The organism is Shewanella sp. 492, from assembly GCF_059338445.1.
This window is the reverse complement of record NZ_CM181702.1, coordinates 1,534,172-1,551,723: the sequence shown is the minus strand read 5'-3', so window position 1 is coordinate 1,551,723 and position 17,552 is coordinate 1,534,172. Positions and strand designations below refer to the sequence as shown.

Below are 17,552 nucleotides of genomic sequence, written 5' to 3'. Positions count from 1 at the left end.
CAGTGTTGGGATGCTGCTAATTAGCAAATGACGATAACGCCTATTTATCACTCAAACAGTACATATCCTTAAATTATTTATGGATTAATATCACAATTTAAACATTACCATCTTTTCAGCTGTCACCACCTATCCAGCCTACCAAATAGTTCAATAACCATACAAATCATTCAAATAAGCCGGTTATGAGCATTTATTCAAACTTAATCACGACTCAACAAGTTAATGACTGTATCCTTTATACAACAAGTACAAATTAAACCAATCAATTGTATCAGTATGCAACGTATTGATACTAAATATAAAATCATTTATAACACGCATCAAAATTATTGATAAGCTGAATAGCTGGATAAGTGATGTTTAAAAATTTACGGTTAGCAGTAAAAATTGGCTCGAGTTTCTTTATCGTACTGACGTTGCTTTCATTAGTGCTGATAGTAGGTATTTTCTCGCTCAATAAAGCCAGCGACGGAATTAATAGCTACCAAGACCTAAACCAAGATACTAACATCGTCAGTGATCTTCAAACTACCATGTTAATGGTGAGAATGAATGTTAAAGACTACTTAATAACCCGTAGTGACAAAGACCTTAATGAATATCGAGATTACTTAGATAAACTCAAGCAGTTATTGGTGAACGCAAAAGGCGAGATCCAAGAACCCCAGCGTGCCAATTACATCGCCACTATTGAGTCCGAGCTTCTCACTTATCAAGACGCCTTTACTAAGGTGGTTAATTTAATTTCAGAGCGAGATAAAGTCTTAGCAAAAGCGATTTTACCTCCAGGCGAAACCATGCGTCAGACAATCGATGCCATCATTCAATCTGCCCATGTTAATGATCAAGCCGACGTGGTTTTTTATGCCGCCGAAGTGCAAAAGTCACTCTTATTCGGGCGTTTATTTGCCTCTAAATTTTTAGACTCAAATAGTGAAGCTGACTATAAAACCGCCCTTGCTGAAATGGGTAACAATTTGAGCCAACACACAGCTGCGCTCAAGCCCTATCTAGAGCAGCCGCAACAGCACGACTCACTGTCGCAATTCACTCAAGCTCAACTCACGTATGTCGATGGCTTAAAGCAGATCCATCAGTTAATTAACACACGTAATGATTTGATTAGCCATACCCTATATCGTATCGGCCCCATAGTTGCTAAAAATGCCGAAAGTACCAAAGAATCTGTCATAACCGATATGCAACGCTTAGGTGCCGAAGTAAAAAATAGCACTAGTAACAGTATTCGCCTCACCTTACTATTGTCTTTGGCAGCCGTAGTCTTAGGCAGTGTGGCAGCGTATGTGCTTACCGTCTCTATAACTCGCCCGATTAGCCAAGCGGTCGCGGCCGCACGCCAATTAGCACAGGGAGATTTAACCATTGAAATCCAGAGTACGAGTAGAGATGAAACAGGGGTATTGATTGACTCAATACAAGAAACAGCAAGTAACTTACGTAATATGGTCACCACAATCACATCAGCCAGTGTTGAATTAGCGACTGCTTCTGAAGAACTTGCTGTCGTCACTGAACAGTCGAGTTTTGGCGTCGTAAAACAGCAAAATGAAACCGATTCTGTGGCGACAGCCATGAATGAGATGTCCACAACGGTTAATGACGTAGCTCAAAATGCAGCACAAGCGGCTGATGCTGCTAAGCAAGCAGATAACCAGGCGAATATCAGTCGTCAAGAGGTAGAGAAAACCATTATGGCTATCAGCAACCTCGCCGATAGGGTTAATGAATCATCAGAAAAACTAACTAGTGTTGAACTGGAAACCGACAATATTGTAAAAATATTAGATGTGATTCGTGGTATCGCAGATCAAACCAATTTGTTAGCCCTTAATGCCGCTATCGAGGCTGCTCGTGCGGGTGAACAAGGCCGAGGATTTGCAGTGGTTGCAGATGAAGTGCGAACGTTGGCACAACGAACTCAAGTTTCGACGCAAGATATTCAAAATATTATTCAACAACTACAAGCAAGTACCCAAAGTACCGTATTAGTTATGCAGCAAGGCAAAGAACAAGCCGCGAGCAGTGTTGATCAAGCCAATAAAACTGGCAAAGCCTTAGCAGTCATCACTCAAGCGATTAGCGTTATCAATGACATGAATATTCAGATTGCCAGCGCATCAGAGCAACAGAGCTCTGTAGCTGAAGAGATCAATCAAAACGTGTTAAATGTTAAACATATCGCAGAAGAAAATGCCGTATCAGCCAATCAGACTAAAGGGTCAACCATCGAAATCGCTCAGCTATCTGAGCAACTAAAGCTGATGGTGAATCAATTTAAGGTGTGAACCTAGCCATGTAAGCGCTAAACGTAACCTATTTGGCACGACTCATTTGGACCATATGTAATAATCTATACCTTATTTTACCGGTCTATATCAAATGCCACATTCCAGCAAAAGTGAGGGGATGTGGCATTGTTAATTAAATAACCTATTGGCTAGGCCTAACACGCATAAAGCTGGCAAATCGAGGCACGCCATTACTGGTTAATCCATAAAATTTATAGGTCACTACGGTCCCTAATGGCGGAGGATTTTGCCGTTCGGCGTCGCTTAAGCCGGAACCCAATTTAAATCGTATGCCGCTGGGTGTTTCGACTTCTAATGCCCCAAGCATCCCGAGATATTTACCTTTGCCTTGATGGTAACCGACCACTTCAGCCTCTGCGTCTTCATAGCGTTTCAGTTTAACCAGATCGTGATTACGACCTTGTTGATATAAAGCTGATTTTCGATGAAGCATCAAGCCTTCACCGCCCTCTTTTATCACCTGACTCAGGTGATCATCTAACGCCAAGGCGTTAGTAAATTGCAGCTGCACTATAACGACTAAATATGGAGAAATATCAGCAAATTGCTCCTGTGCATAACCATAACGCATAGCAAATGGCTGCGCTAACTGCGGCACATCAAAGACCATAAACTTAACTTGACGCCATTGTGTCTCAATGGGCTTGCTTTGACGGATCAGTGCCGAAATCTCATCGAAACGACCGTGTCCAATCCATAACTCTCCATCTAAAGCTTCGGTGGGAAAATCAGCAGTAAACCACTTGGGAATATCGATCTGACGACCACTTCGAGTGTACATAGCACTGCCAGACCAAAAACCTCGAACGCCATCGAACTTTTCGCTGACCAAGTACTCTGATATAACATCTTGCGGGGTATTAGCACCAGCATGTTGTAATTGCAGCTGAACTTCAGTATCCGCATTAAGTGAAATAGGCTCAGCGTAAACAGTTGCACAATACAGGTGTGCTAATAATACACTGCAAACCACCAAACGAAATAAAGTAAATACCATAGACTCCTCCTTGAGTTAGGTTATGGCTCACTACGTAAAACAACATGGATAATAAGTGTAGACTAACAAGGCAAAGTTAAACCTAATGCTAGCAGATAGATAAGCTAACCATTAGTGCTAACAGCTATTGGACCATGATGATTAAAACCGCTCCTGCATATAATCATCATTGGTCACCTTAACTAAAATCACTACTGCGCATCGCTCAGTTTTTACAATGGAATATTATGAAACCAGAAAATAATCATGGCATAAAGCGGGTTTTTAGAGCCACGGGCTTCTCAATCCAAGGGCTCAAACTTGCTTGGCGCTGTGAGGCGGCTTTTAGGCAGGAACTCCTCCTCGCGATGCTGATGTCCCCCATCGCCATTATCCTTGATATATCGACAGTAGAGCGCATCTTACTCATCATGACACTGTTTATTGTGCTCATTGTCGAACTGTTAAATTCTGCCATTGAAGCTGTAGTCGATCGTATCGGCAATGAGATCCATCCCTTAAGCGGACAAGCCAAAGATATAGCCTCAGCAGCGGTATTTATGAGTTTACTATTATGCGGTATCACATGGCTGGTCATCATCCTGCCATTGATTTATTAAGCTTTAATCAACAGTTTCGATTAATAAACCATTGTACTGAGAAATGTCGGATAAAGATCTTATCAATCATCTTTGATAAATTAAGTCATGTAAACCAATTGCTAACCAACTTGTTAAATCTTTAGTTAGCCGAAGAGCCCCACCAGCCCACTGCTATTGCAGAAAAGCCATTGTTGTGAACATTTTTTGATACAAATCATTTAACAAAAACGATAACATGCTAAACTGTTCACAGTAAGATTATAGCTAACACAATACAATCAGAGGCTTATCAATAAGCAATGATTTAACGGAGTATTCTTTGGCTTACAAATATTTACCTTTATTAGCATTAGCACTGGCAATACTCAGTACTCCGTCGTTGGCGAACCAAGAGGCTGACGTGGCCAATGTGTCAGCCGAAATGAAACAGAAGAAAACCGTGATCCGCATTGGTGGGTTTTATTCGAATTCAAATTCGAGTATGGATGTCACCGACCCACTGTTAGGCAATGACTTTAAACTTGATTTTGAAGAAGATCTTAATCTAGCAGAGTCTCAATTCCTGCCATTTTTTGAAATCCAGTATCACTTTAATGCCAAGCATCATATTTATGCCGATTGGAAACAGTTACATCGTAATGCCGAAGTCAAAAAGCTAACAGTTCCGTTTCAAGTCACGTTAGACGATCAAATTTATAATGTGCAGGCAGGTGCCAGATTAGACACCACGCTCAACATTGACATTGCTCGTATCGGTTATGGCTATAATGTTTTCCAAGGTAATAACTACAACCTTGGCTTATCCCTTGGTCTCCATACCATGTTCATCAAAACCGCATTCAGTGGTGATATTGCAGTCTGCCTTGAAGGCAATAACGTGCAACAATGCGGCGATGCCACTCCTAAATTTGTCGATGAAGATGTTACAGCCCCATTACCCGATATTGGTTTATACGCCGACTATGAGTTTATCTCTGGATTTAAGTTCAATGCGCATGCACAATACTTTTATATCGAACTCGATGATATTAAAGGTAGCCTTGTGGATATTCGTGCAGGATTAGAAGCGAAGATCACCGATAATTGGCACATGACCGCTGGATTTAATTACTATAAAGTCGATGTAGATTTCGATAGTACAGTGACACAAGCTGATATTAAGGTCGCTAATTACAACCTTTATTATAGCTTTATCGGCCCCATGCTTTCGGTTAGTTACCACTTTTAACCATACGCATCAACCAATCACTCAACACAGACAAAGCCTGACCCAATATAACAATTATTACGGGCTCTTAATGTTGAGTCATAAAACAAGCAACTTCATCAATGTCGAGCCTTATGCTCAACCATAAAACTGATAACAGACCCAAATCGCCGCACAGATCCCTGCAATATCAGCCGTCAAGCCACACACCAATGCGTGGCGTCCATTGCGAATGCCAACGGCACCAAAATATACCGCTAACACATAAAAAGTTGTCTCTGTACTGCCTTGCAGAATCGCTGCAAGACGTCCGGCAAAGGAGTCGACACCATGATGCTGCATGGTTTCTAACATCATAGCGCGTGCGCCCGAACCGCTAAAAGGCTTCATTATCGCCGTTGGTAAGGCATCAATAAAGCGAGTGTCGCCATTGAATAGATTCACTAAGGCTGTAACCAAATTGAGTAAATAATCCAGCGCACCAGATGCCCTTAACAAAGCAATCGCTAATAGCATTGCCAGCAGGTAAGGAATAAGCTTTATCGATTGTTCAAACCCCTCTTTCGCACCAGTGATAAACTCATCATACACCGCGACCTTACGCAGACCTGCAATGATAATAAAGCTGAAAATCAATGATAATAAGATACCGTTGCCTAGCCCCGTCGAAAGCTCACCAATCGCGGTGACACTTAAGCTACCAAGATAAAATACCAACGCTGAGATCATGGCGAAAAACAATGCACCGTAGCCCAAAATCACACTATTGAGTAACGAAATTCGCTGAAAACAAGCCACCACTAACACCCCAACTAAGGTGGAAGCACAGGTCGCTAATAATATGGGTAAAAAGATATCTGCAGGAGCCGCAGCCCCTTGCTGGGCACGATACAGAAAGACCGTCACTGGCACCAAGGTGACCGAGGAGGTATTAAGCACTAAAAACAGGATCTGAGCATTAGTCGCTACCGCTTTATCAGGATTAAGTGTTTGCAGATCTTGCATCGCTTTGAGACCCAGAGGGGTTGCTGCGTTATCCAGCCCAAGTACATTAGCAGTCAGGTTCATGGTTACGCTACCGAAAGCCGGATGCCCCTTAGGCACCTCAGGCATTAAGCGCCGTAATAATGGCTCGAATAATGAGGAGAGCGCAGCCACAACCCCCGCCTTTTCTCCAACACGCATCAAGCCCATCCAGAGTGATAATACCCCAATTAACCCTAATGCGATTTCCGCCGCCAATTTTGCACTGGCAAACAGTGCATCAACTGCGTTTGATAATAGATGCCAGTCCCCTTGAAATAAGCCGATGACGATCGCCAGTAATGAGGTAGCAAAGAAAACAAACCAGATGCGATTAAGCACAAAAACTCCTTTTTGGCCTAGGTTTAACTAAGGCCTAACTAGCGATGTGATATACTGCCAGACAACAATATCTGCTTTTTCTTTCTTATGGTTCAACTAAATCAAAATTTTATCAATAGCATAGCTAAAGATATGCCCGAACATCTATCGATGGATGATTTTATCGCTTACAGCGATAAGCCATTAAGACCATCGATACGGGTTAATACCTTAAAAATATCCGCGAGTCACTTTGTCGCCTTAATGCAGCCTAAAGGCTGGCAGTTTGAACCTATCCCTTGGTGTGATGCCGGCTTTTGGATCACGGTGAATGATGATGTGCAATTGGGCAATACCATCGAACATATTCAGGGACTATTTTATATTCAAGAAGCTAGTTCGATGTTGCCTCCCCACGCGTTATTTCCAATGCCCATCGATGCGCCTCAAGACTTAACCTTGCTCGATATGGCATCAGCCCCTGGTTCTAAAACCACCCAGCTTGCCACCATGATGCACAATCAAGGCTTACTGGTTGCCAATGAATACTCATCGAGCCGAGTAAAAGTCCTGCACGCCAATGTGCTACGCATGGGCGTAAAAAACACCGCCCTCACCCATTTTGATGCACGGGTATTTGGCGAATACCTCTATGACACATTCGATGCTATTTTACTCGACGCGCCATGCAGCGGTGAAGGTACGGTACGAAAAGATCCAGAGGCTTTAAAACATTGGGATTTTGCCGAGATTGAAGCCATCGCCAACACTCAGATTGATCTAATCGAATCCGCTTTTTTAGCATTAAAAACAGGTGGGTCACTTGTCTACTCAACTTGTACACTCAATCGCACCGAAAATCAGCAGGTGTGTTTACATCTGCAGCAGCGTTATCCTGACTCCGTACAGTTTGAATCACTCGCCAACCTGTTTCCTGATGCGCATAAGGCGTGTACCGAAGAGGGTTTTTTACATGTTTGGCCGCAGATTTATGACAGCGAAGGTTTCTTTATCGCTAAAATTAATAAAATTGCCGATATTGAACGCGCAGTAGAGCAGCCTAAACCACAGAAGAATTTTCCGTTTACGCAGGCTACGAATAAACCGCTTAAGGCCCTTGAAGATTACTTTCAATCGACGTTCGACATTAACCTATCCGAACATGGCGTTGTGATGCAGCGTGACGATGAATATTGGTTATTCCCGCGCAATATCATGCCACTTATTGGCAAGATCCGCTTTCAGCGCATCGGTTTAAAGTTGGCAGATGCACTAAAAAAAGGCTTTAAGGTTCGTCATGAAGCCATAGTGGCATTAGCTGATACCCGTAAGAGTATCCCCTTAGATGAAAGCCAAGCCAGCAGTTATCTTATGGGGCGAGACATTATGTTACCCACCAAAGCCACACCACAAGGTGAGCAACTAGTCAGTTATCATCAGGCCAATTTAGGTCTCGTTAAACACCTGGGCAATAAATTGAAAAACAGCTTACCGCGAGACTTGGTCAAAGATAAGATTTGCCCGTCATTAAGCGCTAAATAGACCACTTAATGCTTAATTAAGCTCACGGCAATTTCGTAACTTAGTCATGAATTTACATTTTGTTACATTTTAATTAACGCTTAATGTAGACAAACCCAGCAACACGCTCAGCCTTGACTACACTAAAAGCCTGAGAGCATTAAGAGGCCATCTCAAACAGTAGCGCACGGCTCTGCAAAGAGCCATTCCCCTAGACCCAGAACAATTGGAATAGTTTTGGGTCTTTTTTTATCTGTAATTTGAAACAGCCTGTGATGATTGTCACCGGCCCGGTGCATTACATTCCTAAAGCTAGAAGTGACGTGCCACAGATGTGCCACAATCACTGTCATACTCATCACAGCCATCACATTGAATCTAAGCATTAAAGGATATTCTGAGTATGATTGACCTTAGGATATTAAGGCCAATCATACTAACGATTGGCTAATTTAGCCGCGTCTCTAAATAAATTGAAGAAGTTGGTCGTTGTATAATCGGCTAACTCCTCAAAAGATTCGCCTCGAAGTTCAGCCACAAATTCGGCCACATCACGAACATAAGCGGGTTGATTTTCTTGCCCACGATGAGGCACCGGCGCCAAATAAGGGGCATCGGTCTCAACCAATAAACGGTCTTTGGGGACTTTGCGGATAACCGTCCGTAAATCGCCAGCATTTTTAAAGGTCACTATGCCAGATACTGAAATATAAAAGCCTAAATCGATCGCCGCTTTAGCCATTTCCCAATTTTCAGTAAAACAATGTAATACCCCACCAACCTTATCGGCTTGGCCCGCTTTAAGTAAGGCAATGGTATCTTCTCTGGCATCACGAGTATGCACAATCAGCGGTTTATCCACTTCAACTGCAAGTGCAATTTGTTGTTCAAAACATGATAACTGCAGCGCTTTCGTGTCATCGGCATAAAAATAATCTAGCCCTGTTTCACCGATCGCCACTACTTTAGGATCGTTAATATATTCATATAACTGTGCAGTATCCAGCCCCTCTTTTACATCTAAGGGATGCACCCCAGCAGACAAGAAGATTTGCTCAAAATCGGCCATTTTGGCTTGCATCTGGGTGAAGCCTTGTTGGCGAACATTGACGCACAAAAAGTAGTCAACACCACGCGCTTTAGCCTGCGCGATAATATGTTGTAAGGAAGCTTGATCGGGAGCAGCCTTGAGACGATCGAGATGACAGTGAGAATCGATGAGCACGCTTATAATCCAAGTAAACAACGAAAAGGACGCAAAGGATACCGAGCTACATGGTGCAGGTCAAATCACTCGAGGAGAGTTCTCGGGCAAGCAAGTTCTCGATATGATGCTTATGAGTGGAAGCATCTGAGATGATTTTTAGCCCAATACCCGCAGGCCTGCCGCCAGAAGCGCCTAGGGGATTGATCCACACAACAATACCTTGAAACTCCATCTTAGTCGTCGACCCAGGAAGTTGGTAGGCCACAGACAACTCTTGGCCTAAATAGTGGCTCTCTGTTGTAGCAACAAACAAACCTGCTGGCTGAATAAACGGCATGTAGGCACGATATAGCTGATGTAAGGTATCAAAATTAACCACGAGGTCGACCATAATTATTACTCTTGTGTTAGTGATTGATACTCTAAAATAAACGATTGAAAAATAGCCATAAAATTCACGTTGGGCATCATATTAAGTTCATGATATGTCGCCATCACCTGAGCCGCTAAACGGCTTACTTTAACATTAACCAGCGCGTCTGCATTTTTCTGTTTAACTAACTTTTGCCTTAAAACTAGATATAAAACCTTAAGCGCATCAGAAACTTGCTTTTGTTCTATATGAGTGAAACTAGCACACAGATGACCGGACGACAAACTTTGTATCCAGTCTTTGCGCAGTTGCAGTAACTCGGTAAACCGTTGTGATTGCAACGCCGCTAACAACTCAATTGGTCCGCCCATGACAGGCAAACACCAGATGACATCACCGCTCAGTTCATATTGCTGAGACAACCATGCTTGAACCTCTTGCGCTGTAGGCAACTTAAAATGCAAGCGTTGACAACGACTACTTATGGTCGCCATCAAGCGACTCGGCGTATCGCTTTGTAATAACAGCAAAGTTTGCTGACCAGGTTCTTCGAGGGTCTTTAGTAGTGCGTTGGCAGCGGCAACATTGAGGCGCTCGCAATGTTTAATCACGGCTACACGTTTACCGCCTTGCTGCGCAGTTGATGTCAGGCGATGACATAAGTCTCTTATCTGATCCACCTTAATCTGGTTGCCATCCGCTTCTATTTGGTAAAGGTCTGGATGATTTCCGGCGAGTGTCAGTTGGCAGGGCTTGCAATGACCGCAGGGTCCCTGTGAACTCGGTTGCTGACAAAGCGCGGTGTGCGCTAACGCTAGGGCTAACTCGACGCCCCCGTATCCTTGATGCATCCCCACTAAATACGCGTGACCTTGCAACCCCGTCGTTAATTGCTGACTAAACTGGGCTATCACAGGCATGAGCCAAGGAATGTTCACCATCATTACCAACCTTGCTGCTGCAGTACAGCCACAATATCGCTATGGACCTTTGCCATGGGTTGACTGGCATCGACAATCACAATGGCATCATCTTGCTCTGCGAGCGATAAATAGGTATATCTGGCGCGCTCAAAAAAGCTCACCGCTTGTTGTTCTATCCTATCCAACGCGCCACGGTCTGCGGCTCGTTGTAACCCCTGCACAGGATCGATATCCAGATAAATAGTCAAATCGGGTTTAAAGCCCTTTAAAGTGGCTTCACTTACCGAAGATACTAACGGCATTAATCCTCGCCCTCCTCCTTGGTATGCTAAAGAGGACAGATTATGCCTATCGCCTAATACCCACTGCCCATTAGCTAAAGCCGGCTTGATGACATTGGCAATCAGCTGAGCCCTCGCGGCGTAAATCAATAAACACTCAGCCTCATCGCATAAAGGATCACTAGGGTCCGCCACTTTAACGAGGTCGCGAATACGCTCAGCCAGCGGCGTACCGCCGGGCTCACGAGTACAGACTGGAATGGCTCCGGTATGCTGCGCAATAAAGTCTCTGACTAAAGCGATAGCACTCGACTTACCGGCTCCCTCTAATCCTTCAATAACAATAAATTTTGCATGGGTATTGTTCATCGATTTCTCTGGTATTTATCTACAGCCCGATTATGTTCGGCTAATGTTTTAGAAAAGATATGGCTGCCATCGTTTTTCGACACAAAGTAGAGGTAATCTACATCGGCTGGATGAGCTGCGGCGTAAAGCGATGCGCCACTTGGCGCCGCGATAGGCGTTGGTGTTAAGCCATTAATTCGGTATGTGTTATACGGCGTTCGTTCACGTAAGTCTTTGCGAGTAATATTGCCATTAAACCTGTCACCCATGCCGTAAATAACGGTAGGGTCGGTTTGCAAGCGCATATTTTTACGCAGTCGATTAGTAAAGACGGCCGATATTAAAGTGCGCTCACTGGCTTTACCAGTCTCTTTTTCAATAATCGACGCTAAGATCAATAACTCATAAGGCGACGTTAACGGGATCCGAGTGTCTCTTCCTTGCCATGCCTGTTGCAGCTCTTGCTGCATTTTAAGGTAGCTTTGTTCGATAATCTCCTTTATGTCATCGCCAGCGACATAGTGGTAGGTATCGGGATAAAATTTCCCCTCGGGTTGGCCCGACATATCGCCATGCTCAATCAACACCCGATTAAATATTCCGTCTTGCCATTGCACTTTGGGTAATTGCATCAAAATTGCGCGCCACTCTTTTATGGTGAGCCCTTCAACTAGAGTGACACTAAAGACCTTTTCGCGCCCTTGGGTTAATTTTTCCAGCAGGCTAATGACGTTATCCTGCGGCGTTAGCTCATATAACCCTGCGCGGATCTGGGTTAAATCAGGGCGAACCTTGGCCAATACTCTCAGCTTCCAACTGTCTTGTATGACGCCGCGCTGCTCCAAGACTTGTGCCATTTGAATAAAAGACGTGCCTCGCTTGAGCTCAAATTCTTGAGCGGATGTCAGCGTCAGCGGCGTTTGACTGTAACTCATCAACGACTGGTAACCCCAATAGAGGCCAACCGATGCTAAGGTGAGTAACGCAAAGAGTGCAATCATCACTCTACTAATGATTTTTTTCATAATGATAATGTGAGGGCTTGGTTTATTTGAAGGGGCAAGGCACTGGGGGCAAAGCGGCACTGTTCGATACGATTGACCCCAACCACACCAAACAGGCTATTGGACAGTAACACATGATCAAACTGACTTAATTCACTCGGGATAACAGGTCTAATCGCAACATTAAACCCCGCCTCAATAAACCAGTAAATCAGCTGTTCTCGCATCACACCGGCAACGCCCGCTAGGTGCATACTTGGCGTCACTACCTGTTTATCTTTGATTAGAAACAGATTCGCCATCGAAGACTCAATCACTTGCTCTTGAGTGTCGAGCACCAACCAATCATCAAAGCCCTTGTCTAACACTTGGGCTTTAATCAAGACTTGCTCTAAACGATTAAGGTGCTTCATTCCCGCTAAACGAGTTTGCCCGCCTAGGCGCATAGGGCTGAGCTGTAAGGCTATGCCATTCGTCTGCCAGTGACGATAGTGACCTGGCATCGGGTGCACCGACACCACCTCTGTGACCGACACATGTTCAGGTAGCTGATAACCTCGTCCGCCCACGCCGCGGCTGAGCAAAAGTTTAATGCAAAAATCGGTACCTAACTCTTGCTGTTGCTCTATCGCAATTGAACTTAATAAACCAATAAGTTGCGCAGACGCTTGCCAAGGCATACCAAGGCGTTGACTGGTTTGTACTGCGCGGCCTAGGTGCGCATCTAAAAACAGCACGCGTCCTTTTGAACAGCGCATCGTAGCAAAAAGGCCATCACCATAGGCGAGGCCTCTATCAACAGCAGATACGGTATCTTGGCGAACGCCATTGACCCATAATAATGCAGACATTATTGGTCCTGACTGATCCGGCTAGCGACAGTGTCTTGCTGATCTCGGTATTTAGCACTGGCCCGCTTATTATAAGGACGCGCCACTGGTGAGCTAAGCCGCTCAAAGTTTAGCGCGCCAATAGTCATCATTGGACGCAATGCCAAAGGTAGTTTTCCACTGTTGTAAAATTCAAGCACTATCTTACCTTGCCAACCAGGATCGATACGATGCGCTGTCACGTGCACCATTAACCCCAATCGCGCTAACGAAGAGCGTCCATCCAACCAACCAACAATATCAGACGGCAAGGTGACGATTTCATGAGTGATAGCTAATGCCAGTTCTCCCGGGTGAAGGAAAAATGCGCCTCCTTCTGGGATCACAATTTTATCACTCATCACACTATCGAGCGCCGCCTGCATTTCGGCACTTGGGCCACTAAGGTCAATAAAAGGAGCGGTATGATCTTGAAATACGCGAAACTGATCACCAAGCTTAACATCGACGCTCACACCACTAATGGCATCAGCATCGGGACGCGGTTCAATCACAATCGAGCCATCATCTAAGCAAGCTTCAATCTCTAAATCCGTTAAACGCATCTCAACGTCACTCCTACATTAATCTTATTATTTTACTAACAGGTGTTGGATTCTGGTTTTCAATATATCGGTGGCGATACGATTTTTACCGCCTCGAGGCACAATAATATCAGCGTATTGCTTCGACGGATCAATAAATTGCAAAAACATCGGCCTTACCGTTTGAGTGTATTGTTGCATCACAGATTCCATCGTACGCCCGCGCTCTGCAACATCACGGCTTAAACGGCGCATGAAGCAGATATCGAGCGGGGTGTCCATAAACACACTGGCATCCATTTTTTCACGCAATGTGGGATCGGTTAACAGTAATATGCCTTCAAGAATGATCACCTTTTTGGGCGTCATAGTGATGGTCTCAGCCATACGCGTGTGTTCGGTATAACTGTATTTAGGAATATCAACCGCTTGGCCATTTTTAAGCGCTTCAAGGTGTTCACACAATAAAGGGTGATCGAGCGCCTTGGGGTGATCATAATTAGTTAATACCCGCTGCTCCATCGACAGATGGCTCTGGTCTTTGTAATAAGCATCTTCGGCTATCACACCTATTTGATCTGTGCCTAAATCACGGCATAGCTCTTCATAAATGGTCTTAGCGATTAGGCTTTTACCCGACGCTGACGCACCAGCGATACCAATAATGACACATTGCGAATTCATGCTTTTAAACCTTACTCATCATCTGAAATTGAAATTGAAACAACACTCTGCGTTTGGGTTAACGCAAGTTGTGCCCCGACTTTACGGGCAATCGCTAGGTACAGCTGCGCCACTTGTCCTTCACTATCGGCCACTACGGTCGGCACACCATTATCAACATCTTCACGAATATTGAGTTTTAGCGGTAACTGGCCCAGTAATGGCACATTGTAACGCTGCGCCATTTTAGCGCCGCCATCTTGCCCAAAAGGATGCTCTTTATGGCCACATTCGCTGCACATATGGAAGCTCATGTTTTCCACAATACCCAATACTGGAATATTGACTTTTTGGAACATGCTGACGCCTTTCTTCGCATCGGCAAGCGCAATATCTTGTGGCGTTGTCACGATAACCGCACCGCTTACCGGTACTTTTTGCGACAAGGTCAATTGAATATCACCGGTGCCTGGTGGCATATCAATCACCAGATAATCAAGCTCAGGCCATAAGGTTTCATTGAGCAGCTGGGCTAATGCGCCAGCAGCCATAGGGCCACGCCACACTGCGGCTTCATCGCCGCCTAACATAAACCCTATTGATTGAGCTGCGATGCCATGGGCACTCGCCGCCGTCATCATCTTGCCATCGGGTGACACCGGATTAAAATCGGGCACACCGAGCATAATGGGGATGGATGGGCCGTAAATATCGGCATCGAGAATGCCGACTTTGGCGCCTTCGGCAGCAAGTGCCAATGCGAGGTTAACGGCCGTAGTTGATTTACCCACGCCGCCCTTACCTGAGGCAACGGCAATGACTTGCTTAACGTTTGGCAATGGCGCTACAGCACCAGATGCAATCGTTGCAGGTTGGAAATCGATTTCACATTCTACTTCATCGATGGCATCGAGTACCGCTAACTTATTGGTAATGGCCATGACCGTATCGCGATACTGACTCTGACACGGATAGGGGTAACACAAGCCCAACAATAGGCGTTTACCTTCGATGTCAAGTTTAGTCACACACCCTGCGGTCACTAAACCTTGCTGTAAATTGGGATCTTGATATGCATCTAAAATGGCCAATACTGGCGCGAGAAGATCATCGCTAAGATGATAATGATGAGAAGCTGAAGACAAAACGACTACCCCCTAAAATTAATTTGGCTAAGTGTATCAGAAAATCTGACAATATTCGGATAGATTTAGCTCAGTTAAAGCAGCTTTTGGTGAAACTTAGGTGATGATCGGTTAGTATCTATGCCATTCTTTTGGGCACTTACTGATTTTGAGACAAGATGGCAACTTCACAACGTAAAATTCTCGTGACCAGCGCACTTCCGTACGCTAACGGACCTATCCATTTAGGCCACATGCTGGAATATATTCAAACCGATATTTGGGCACGCTTCCAAAAGCTGCGTGGTCACGAATGTCACTATATTTGTGCCGATGATGCCCACGGCACTCCGATTATGTTGAAGGCGCAGCAATTAGGGTTAGCTCCTGAAGAGATGATTGCTCAGGTGCAAAAAGAGCATGAGCAAGATTTTGCCGACTTTAATATCGCATTTGATAATTTTCACAGCACACATAGCGATGAAAACCGCGCATTAGCCAGCGATATTTACCTTAAACTGCGCGATGGGGGTTACATCAAGTCGCGCACTATTTCGCAGCTTTTCGATCCTGAAAAATCGATGTTCCTACCCGACCGTTTTGTGAAAGGCACTTGCCCTAAATGTAAATCTGTCGATCAATACGGTGATAACTGCGACAGCTGTGGTGCTACTTATAGCCCGACCGATTTAATCGACCCTAAATCGGCGGTATCGGGTGCGACCCCAGTAATGAAAGACAGTGAGCACTTCTTTTTTGACCTGCCAGCATTTGAAGAGATGTTAAAAGAGTGGACTCGATCCGGTTCTCTACAACAAGAGATGGCCAACAAGCTTGGTGAATGGTTCGACCAAGGTCTGCAACAGTGGGATATCAGCCGTGATGCCCCCTACTTTGGTTTCGAGATCCCCGATGCGCCAGGTAAGTTTTTCTACGTGTGGCTAGATGCGCCTATCGGCTATATGGGTTCATTTAAAAACCTGTGTGACAAACGTGACGACCTTAACTTTGATGATTTCTGGGCTAAAGACTCTACCGCAGAGGTGTATCACTTTATCGGTAAAGATATTGTCTACTTCCACAGCCTATTTTGGCCAGCGATGTTAGAAGGTGCGGGTTACCGTAAACCTAACAGCGTCTATGCTCATGGTTATGTCACAGTCAATGGCGCCAAAATGTCTAAATCAAAGGGCACCTTTATTAAGGCGCGCACCTATTTAGACAACTTGAACCCTGAATACCTACGTTATTACTATGCCGCGAAGCTCAGCAGCCGGATTGATGATTTAGACCTTAACCTAGAAGATTTCGCCCAGCGGGTGAACTCTGATCTTGTGGGTAAATTAGTCAACTTAGCATCACGCACCGCAGGCTTCATTAGCAAACGTTTTGACGGCAAATTAGCCCAAGTGGAAGATCAATCACTCACTGAGCTCTTCTTGGCTAAGCAAGAAACCATTGCCCAGTTCTACGAAACCCGTGAATTTGGCAAAGCGATGCGCGAAATCATGGCGCTGGCAGACATCGCCAATGGCTATGTCGCCGATGCAGCCCCTTGGCAATTGATCAAGCAAGACGATAAACAGCAAGAAGCGCATCAGGTTTGTAGCAATGCATTGAACCTGTTCCGCATCCTAGTGACTTATCTAAAACCCGTGTTACCGCAACTGGCAAAGGATGTTGAAGGCTTCTTGCAGCTCACGCTGACATGGGATGACCTAGGCCGTGACCTCTCTGGGCATGAAATTGCTCCGTTTAAGGCGCTAATGCAACGTGTTGAGATGAAAGATATCGAAGCGATCATCGAAGCATCGACCGAAAATTTGCAGGTGACTGAAGCGCCTAAGAGTCAGCTAGAGCTTGACCCGATTAGCGAAGAGATAAGCTTCGACGATTTTGCTAAGCTTGATTTGCGTATTGCCCGTATCGCAAAAGCGGAACATGTTCCTGAAGCCAACAAATTACTCAAACTGCAACTTGATCTGGGCGGCGAAACCAAGCAAGTGTTCGCTGGCATTAAATCAGCTTATGCCCCCGAAGATCTTGAAGGTAAACTGACCGTAATGGTGGCTAACTTAGCACCGCGTAAGATGCGCTTTGGCATGTCTGAAGGCATGGTGCTAGCGGCAGGTCCAGGTAAAAAAGATTTATGGATCTTAGAGCCTCACGAAGGCGCACAACCTGGCATGCGAGTGAAGTAAATCCACTGTGCTAACCTAGCTACACTCATAA

The 17,552-nt window shown here is 44.8% G+C and carries 16 protein-coding genes; 5 read left to right on the top strand and 11 right to left on the bottom strand.

Annotated elements, in window-relative coordinates; translation table 11 throughout:
• The first annotated feature begins 359 nt into the window (after positions 1 to 359).
• Positions 360 to 2,309 carry a HAMP domain-containing methyl-accepting chemotaxis protein gene (locus AC5YBX_RS07070; RefSeq protein WP_494524654.1) on the top strand — a complete coding sequence of 650 codons (1,950 nt, stop codon included), beginning with the start codon at positions 360 to 362 and terminating at the stop codon, positions 2,307 to 2,309.
• A gap of 145 nt (positions 2,310 to 2,454) precedes the next feature.
• Here the strand turns inward: AC5YBX_RS07070 and AC5YBX_RS07065 are convergent, their stop codons facing one another.
• On the bottom strand, positions 2,455 to 3,330 hold the full coding sequence (locus tag AC5YBX_RS07065) for a DNA ligase (RefSeq protein ID WP_494524653.1): 876 nt from the start codon (positions 3,328 to 3,330) through the stop codon (positions 2,455 to 2,457).
• Between the two features lie 227 nt (positions 3,331 to 3,557).
• On the opposite strand from AC5YBX_RS07065, the gene AC5YBX_RS07060 reads away from it, so the two are divergent.
• Both AC5YBX_RS07060 and AC5YBX_RS07055 read left to right on the top strand, forming a co-directional pair.
• Positions 3,558 to 3,929 (top strand): diacylglycerol kinase, encoded by a 372-nt coding sequence (locus tag AC5YBX_RS07060; RefSeq protein WP_494519437.1) that lies wholly within the window; start codon positions 3,558 to 3,560, stop codon positions 3,927 to 3,929.
• 403 nt (positions 3,930 to 4,332) lie between these two features.
• Entirely contained in the window at positions 4,333 to 5,139 is an 807-nt protein-coding gene (locus tag AC5YBX_RS07055) for a DUF481 domain-containing protein (protein WP_494521635.1), read from the top strand.
• A 117-nt stretch (positions 5,140 to 5,256) separates the two neighbouring features.
• On the opposite strand, the gene AC5YBX_RS07050 is transcribed toward AC5YBX_RS07055, so the two are convergent.
• A complete protein-coding gene (locus AC5YBX_RS07050) occupies positions 5,257 to 6,483 on the bottom strand; it encodes a nucleoside recognition domain-containing protein (RefSeq protein ID WP_494524652.1) in 1,227 nt (408 codons plus the stop codon).
• Positions 6,484 to 6,570: 87 nt separating this feature from the next.
• Here AC5YBX_RS07050 and rsmF point away from each other — a divergent pair, with 87 nt between their 5' ends.
• Complete coding sequence (gene rsmF, locus AC5YBX_RS07045) at positions 6,571 to 8,004, top strand: 16S rRNA (cytosine(1407)-C(5))-methyltransferase RsmF (protein ID WP_494519439.1); 1,434 nt, start codon at positions 6,571 to 6,573, stop codon at positions 8,002 to 8,004.
• A 415-nt stretch (positions 8,005 to 8,419) separates the two neighbouring features.
• Here the strand turns inward: rsmF and AC5YBX_RS07040 are convergent, their stop codons facing one another.
• Genes AC5YBX_RS07040 through apbC form a run of 9 tightly spaced genes read right to left on the bottom strand, consistent with a single transcriptional unit; the run spans position 8,420 to position 15,341 of the window.
• Positions 8,420 to 9,208, bottom strand: coding sequence for a TatD family hydrolase (locus AC5YBX_RS07040; protein ID WP_494519440.1), 789 nt, complete (start codon positions 9,206 to 9,208; stop codon positions 8,420 to 8,422).
• Positions 9,209 to 9,254: 46 nt separating this feature from the next.
• Positions 9,255 to 9,581, bottom strand: coding sequence for a PilZ domain-containing protein (locus AC5YBX_RS07035; RefSeq protein ID WP_494519441.1), 327 nt, complete (start codon positions 9,579 to 9,581; stop codon positions 9,255 to 9,257).
• 5 nt (positions 9,582 to 9,586) lie between these two features.
• Positions 9,587 to 10,504 carry a DNA polymerase III subunit delta' gene (gene holB, locus AC5YBX_RS07030; RefSeq protein WP_494521636.1) on the bottom strand — a complete coding sequence of 306 codons (918 nt, stop codon included), beginning with the start codon at positions 10,502 to 10,504 and terminating at the stop codon, positions 9,587 to 9,589.
• A 2-nt stretch (positions 10,505 to 10,506) separates the two neighbouring features.
• Entirely contained in the window at positions 10,507 to 11,136 is a 630-nt protein-coding gene (gene tmk / locus AC5YBX_RS07025; RefSeq protein ID WP_494519442.1) for a dTMP kinase, read from the bottom strand.
• Positions 11,133 to 12,140, bottom strand: coding sequence for an endolytic transglycosylase MltG (mltG, locus tag AC5YBX_RS07020; RefSeq protein WP_494519443.1), 1,008 nt, complete (start codon positions 12,138 to 12,140; stop codon positions 11,133 to 11,135). Before mltG ends, tmk begins: the two co-directional genes overlap by 4 nt.
• Positions 12,137 to 12,970 (bottom strand): aminodeoxychorismate lyase, encoded by an 834-nt coding sequence (gene pabC / locus AC5YBX_RS07015; protein ID WP_494519444.1) that lies wholly within the window; start codon positions 12,968 to 12,970, stop codon positions 12,137 to 12,139. The genes mltG and pabC overlap by 4 nt, the downstream gene beginning before the upstream one ends.
• Positions 12,970 to 13,554, bottom strand: a complete 585-nt coding sequence (gene dcd / locus AC5YBX_RS07010) for a dCTP deaminase (protein WP_475516507.1) — start codon at positions 13,552 to 13,554, stop codon at positions 12,970 to 12,972. The genes pabC and dcd overlap by 1 nt, the downstream gene beginning before the upstream one ends.
• 27 nt (positions 13,555 to 13,581) lie before the next feature.
• On the bottom strand, positions 13,582 to 14,217 hold the full coding sequence (gene udk / locus AC5YBX_RS07005; RefSeq protein ID WP_494519445.1) for a uridine kinase: 636 nt from the start codon (positions 14,215 to 14,217) through the stop codon (positions 13,582 to 13,584).
• An 11-nt stretch (positions 14,218 to 14,228) separates the two neighbouring features.
• Entirely contained in the window at positions 14,229 to 15,341 is a 1,113-nt protein-coding gene (gene apbC, locus AC5YBX_RS07000) for an iron-sulfur cluster carrier protein ApbC (RefSeq protein ID WP_494519446.1), read from the bottom strand.
• Positions 15,342 to 15,499: 158 nt separating this feature from the next.
• On the opposite strand from apbC, the gene metG reads away from it, so the two are divergent.
• The gene (metG, locus tag AC5YBX_RS06995) at positions 15,500 to 17,521 is read left to right on the top strand and encodes a methionine--tRNA ligase (RefSeq protein WP_494519447.1); all 2,022 of its coding nucleotides are present in this window, start codon (positions 15,500 to 15,502) and stop codon (positions 17,519 to 17,521) included.
• Positions 17,522 to 17,552 lie beyond the last annotated feature (31 nt).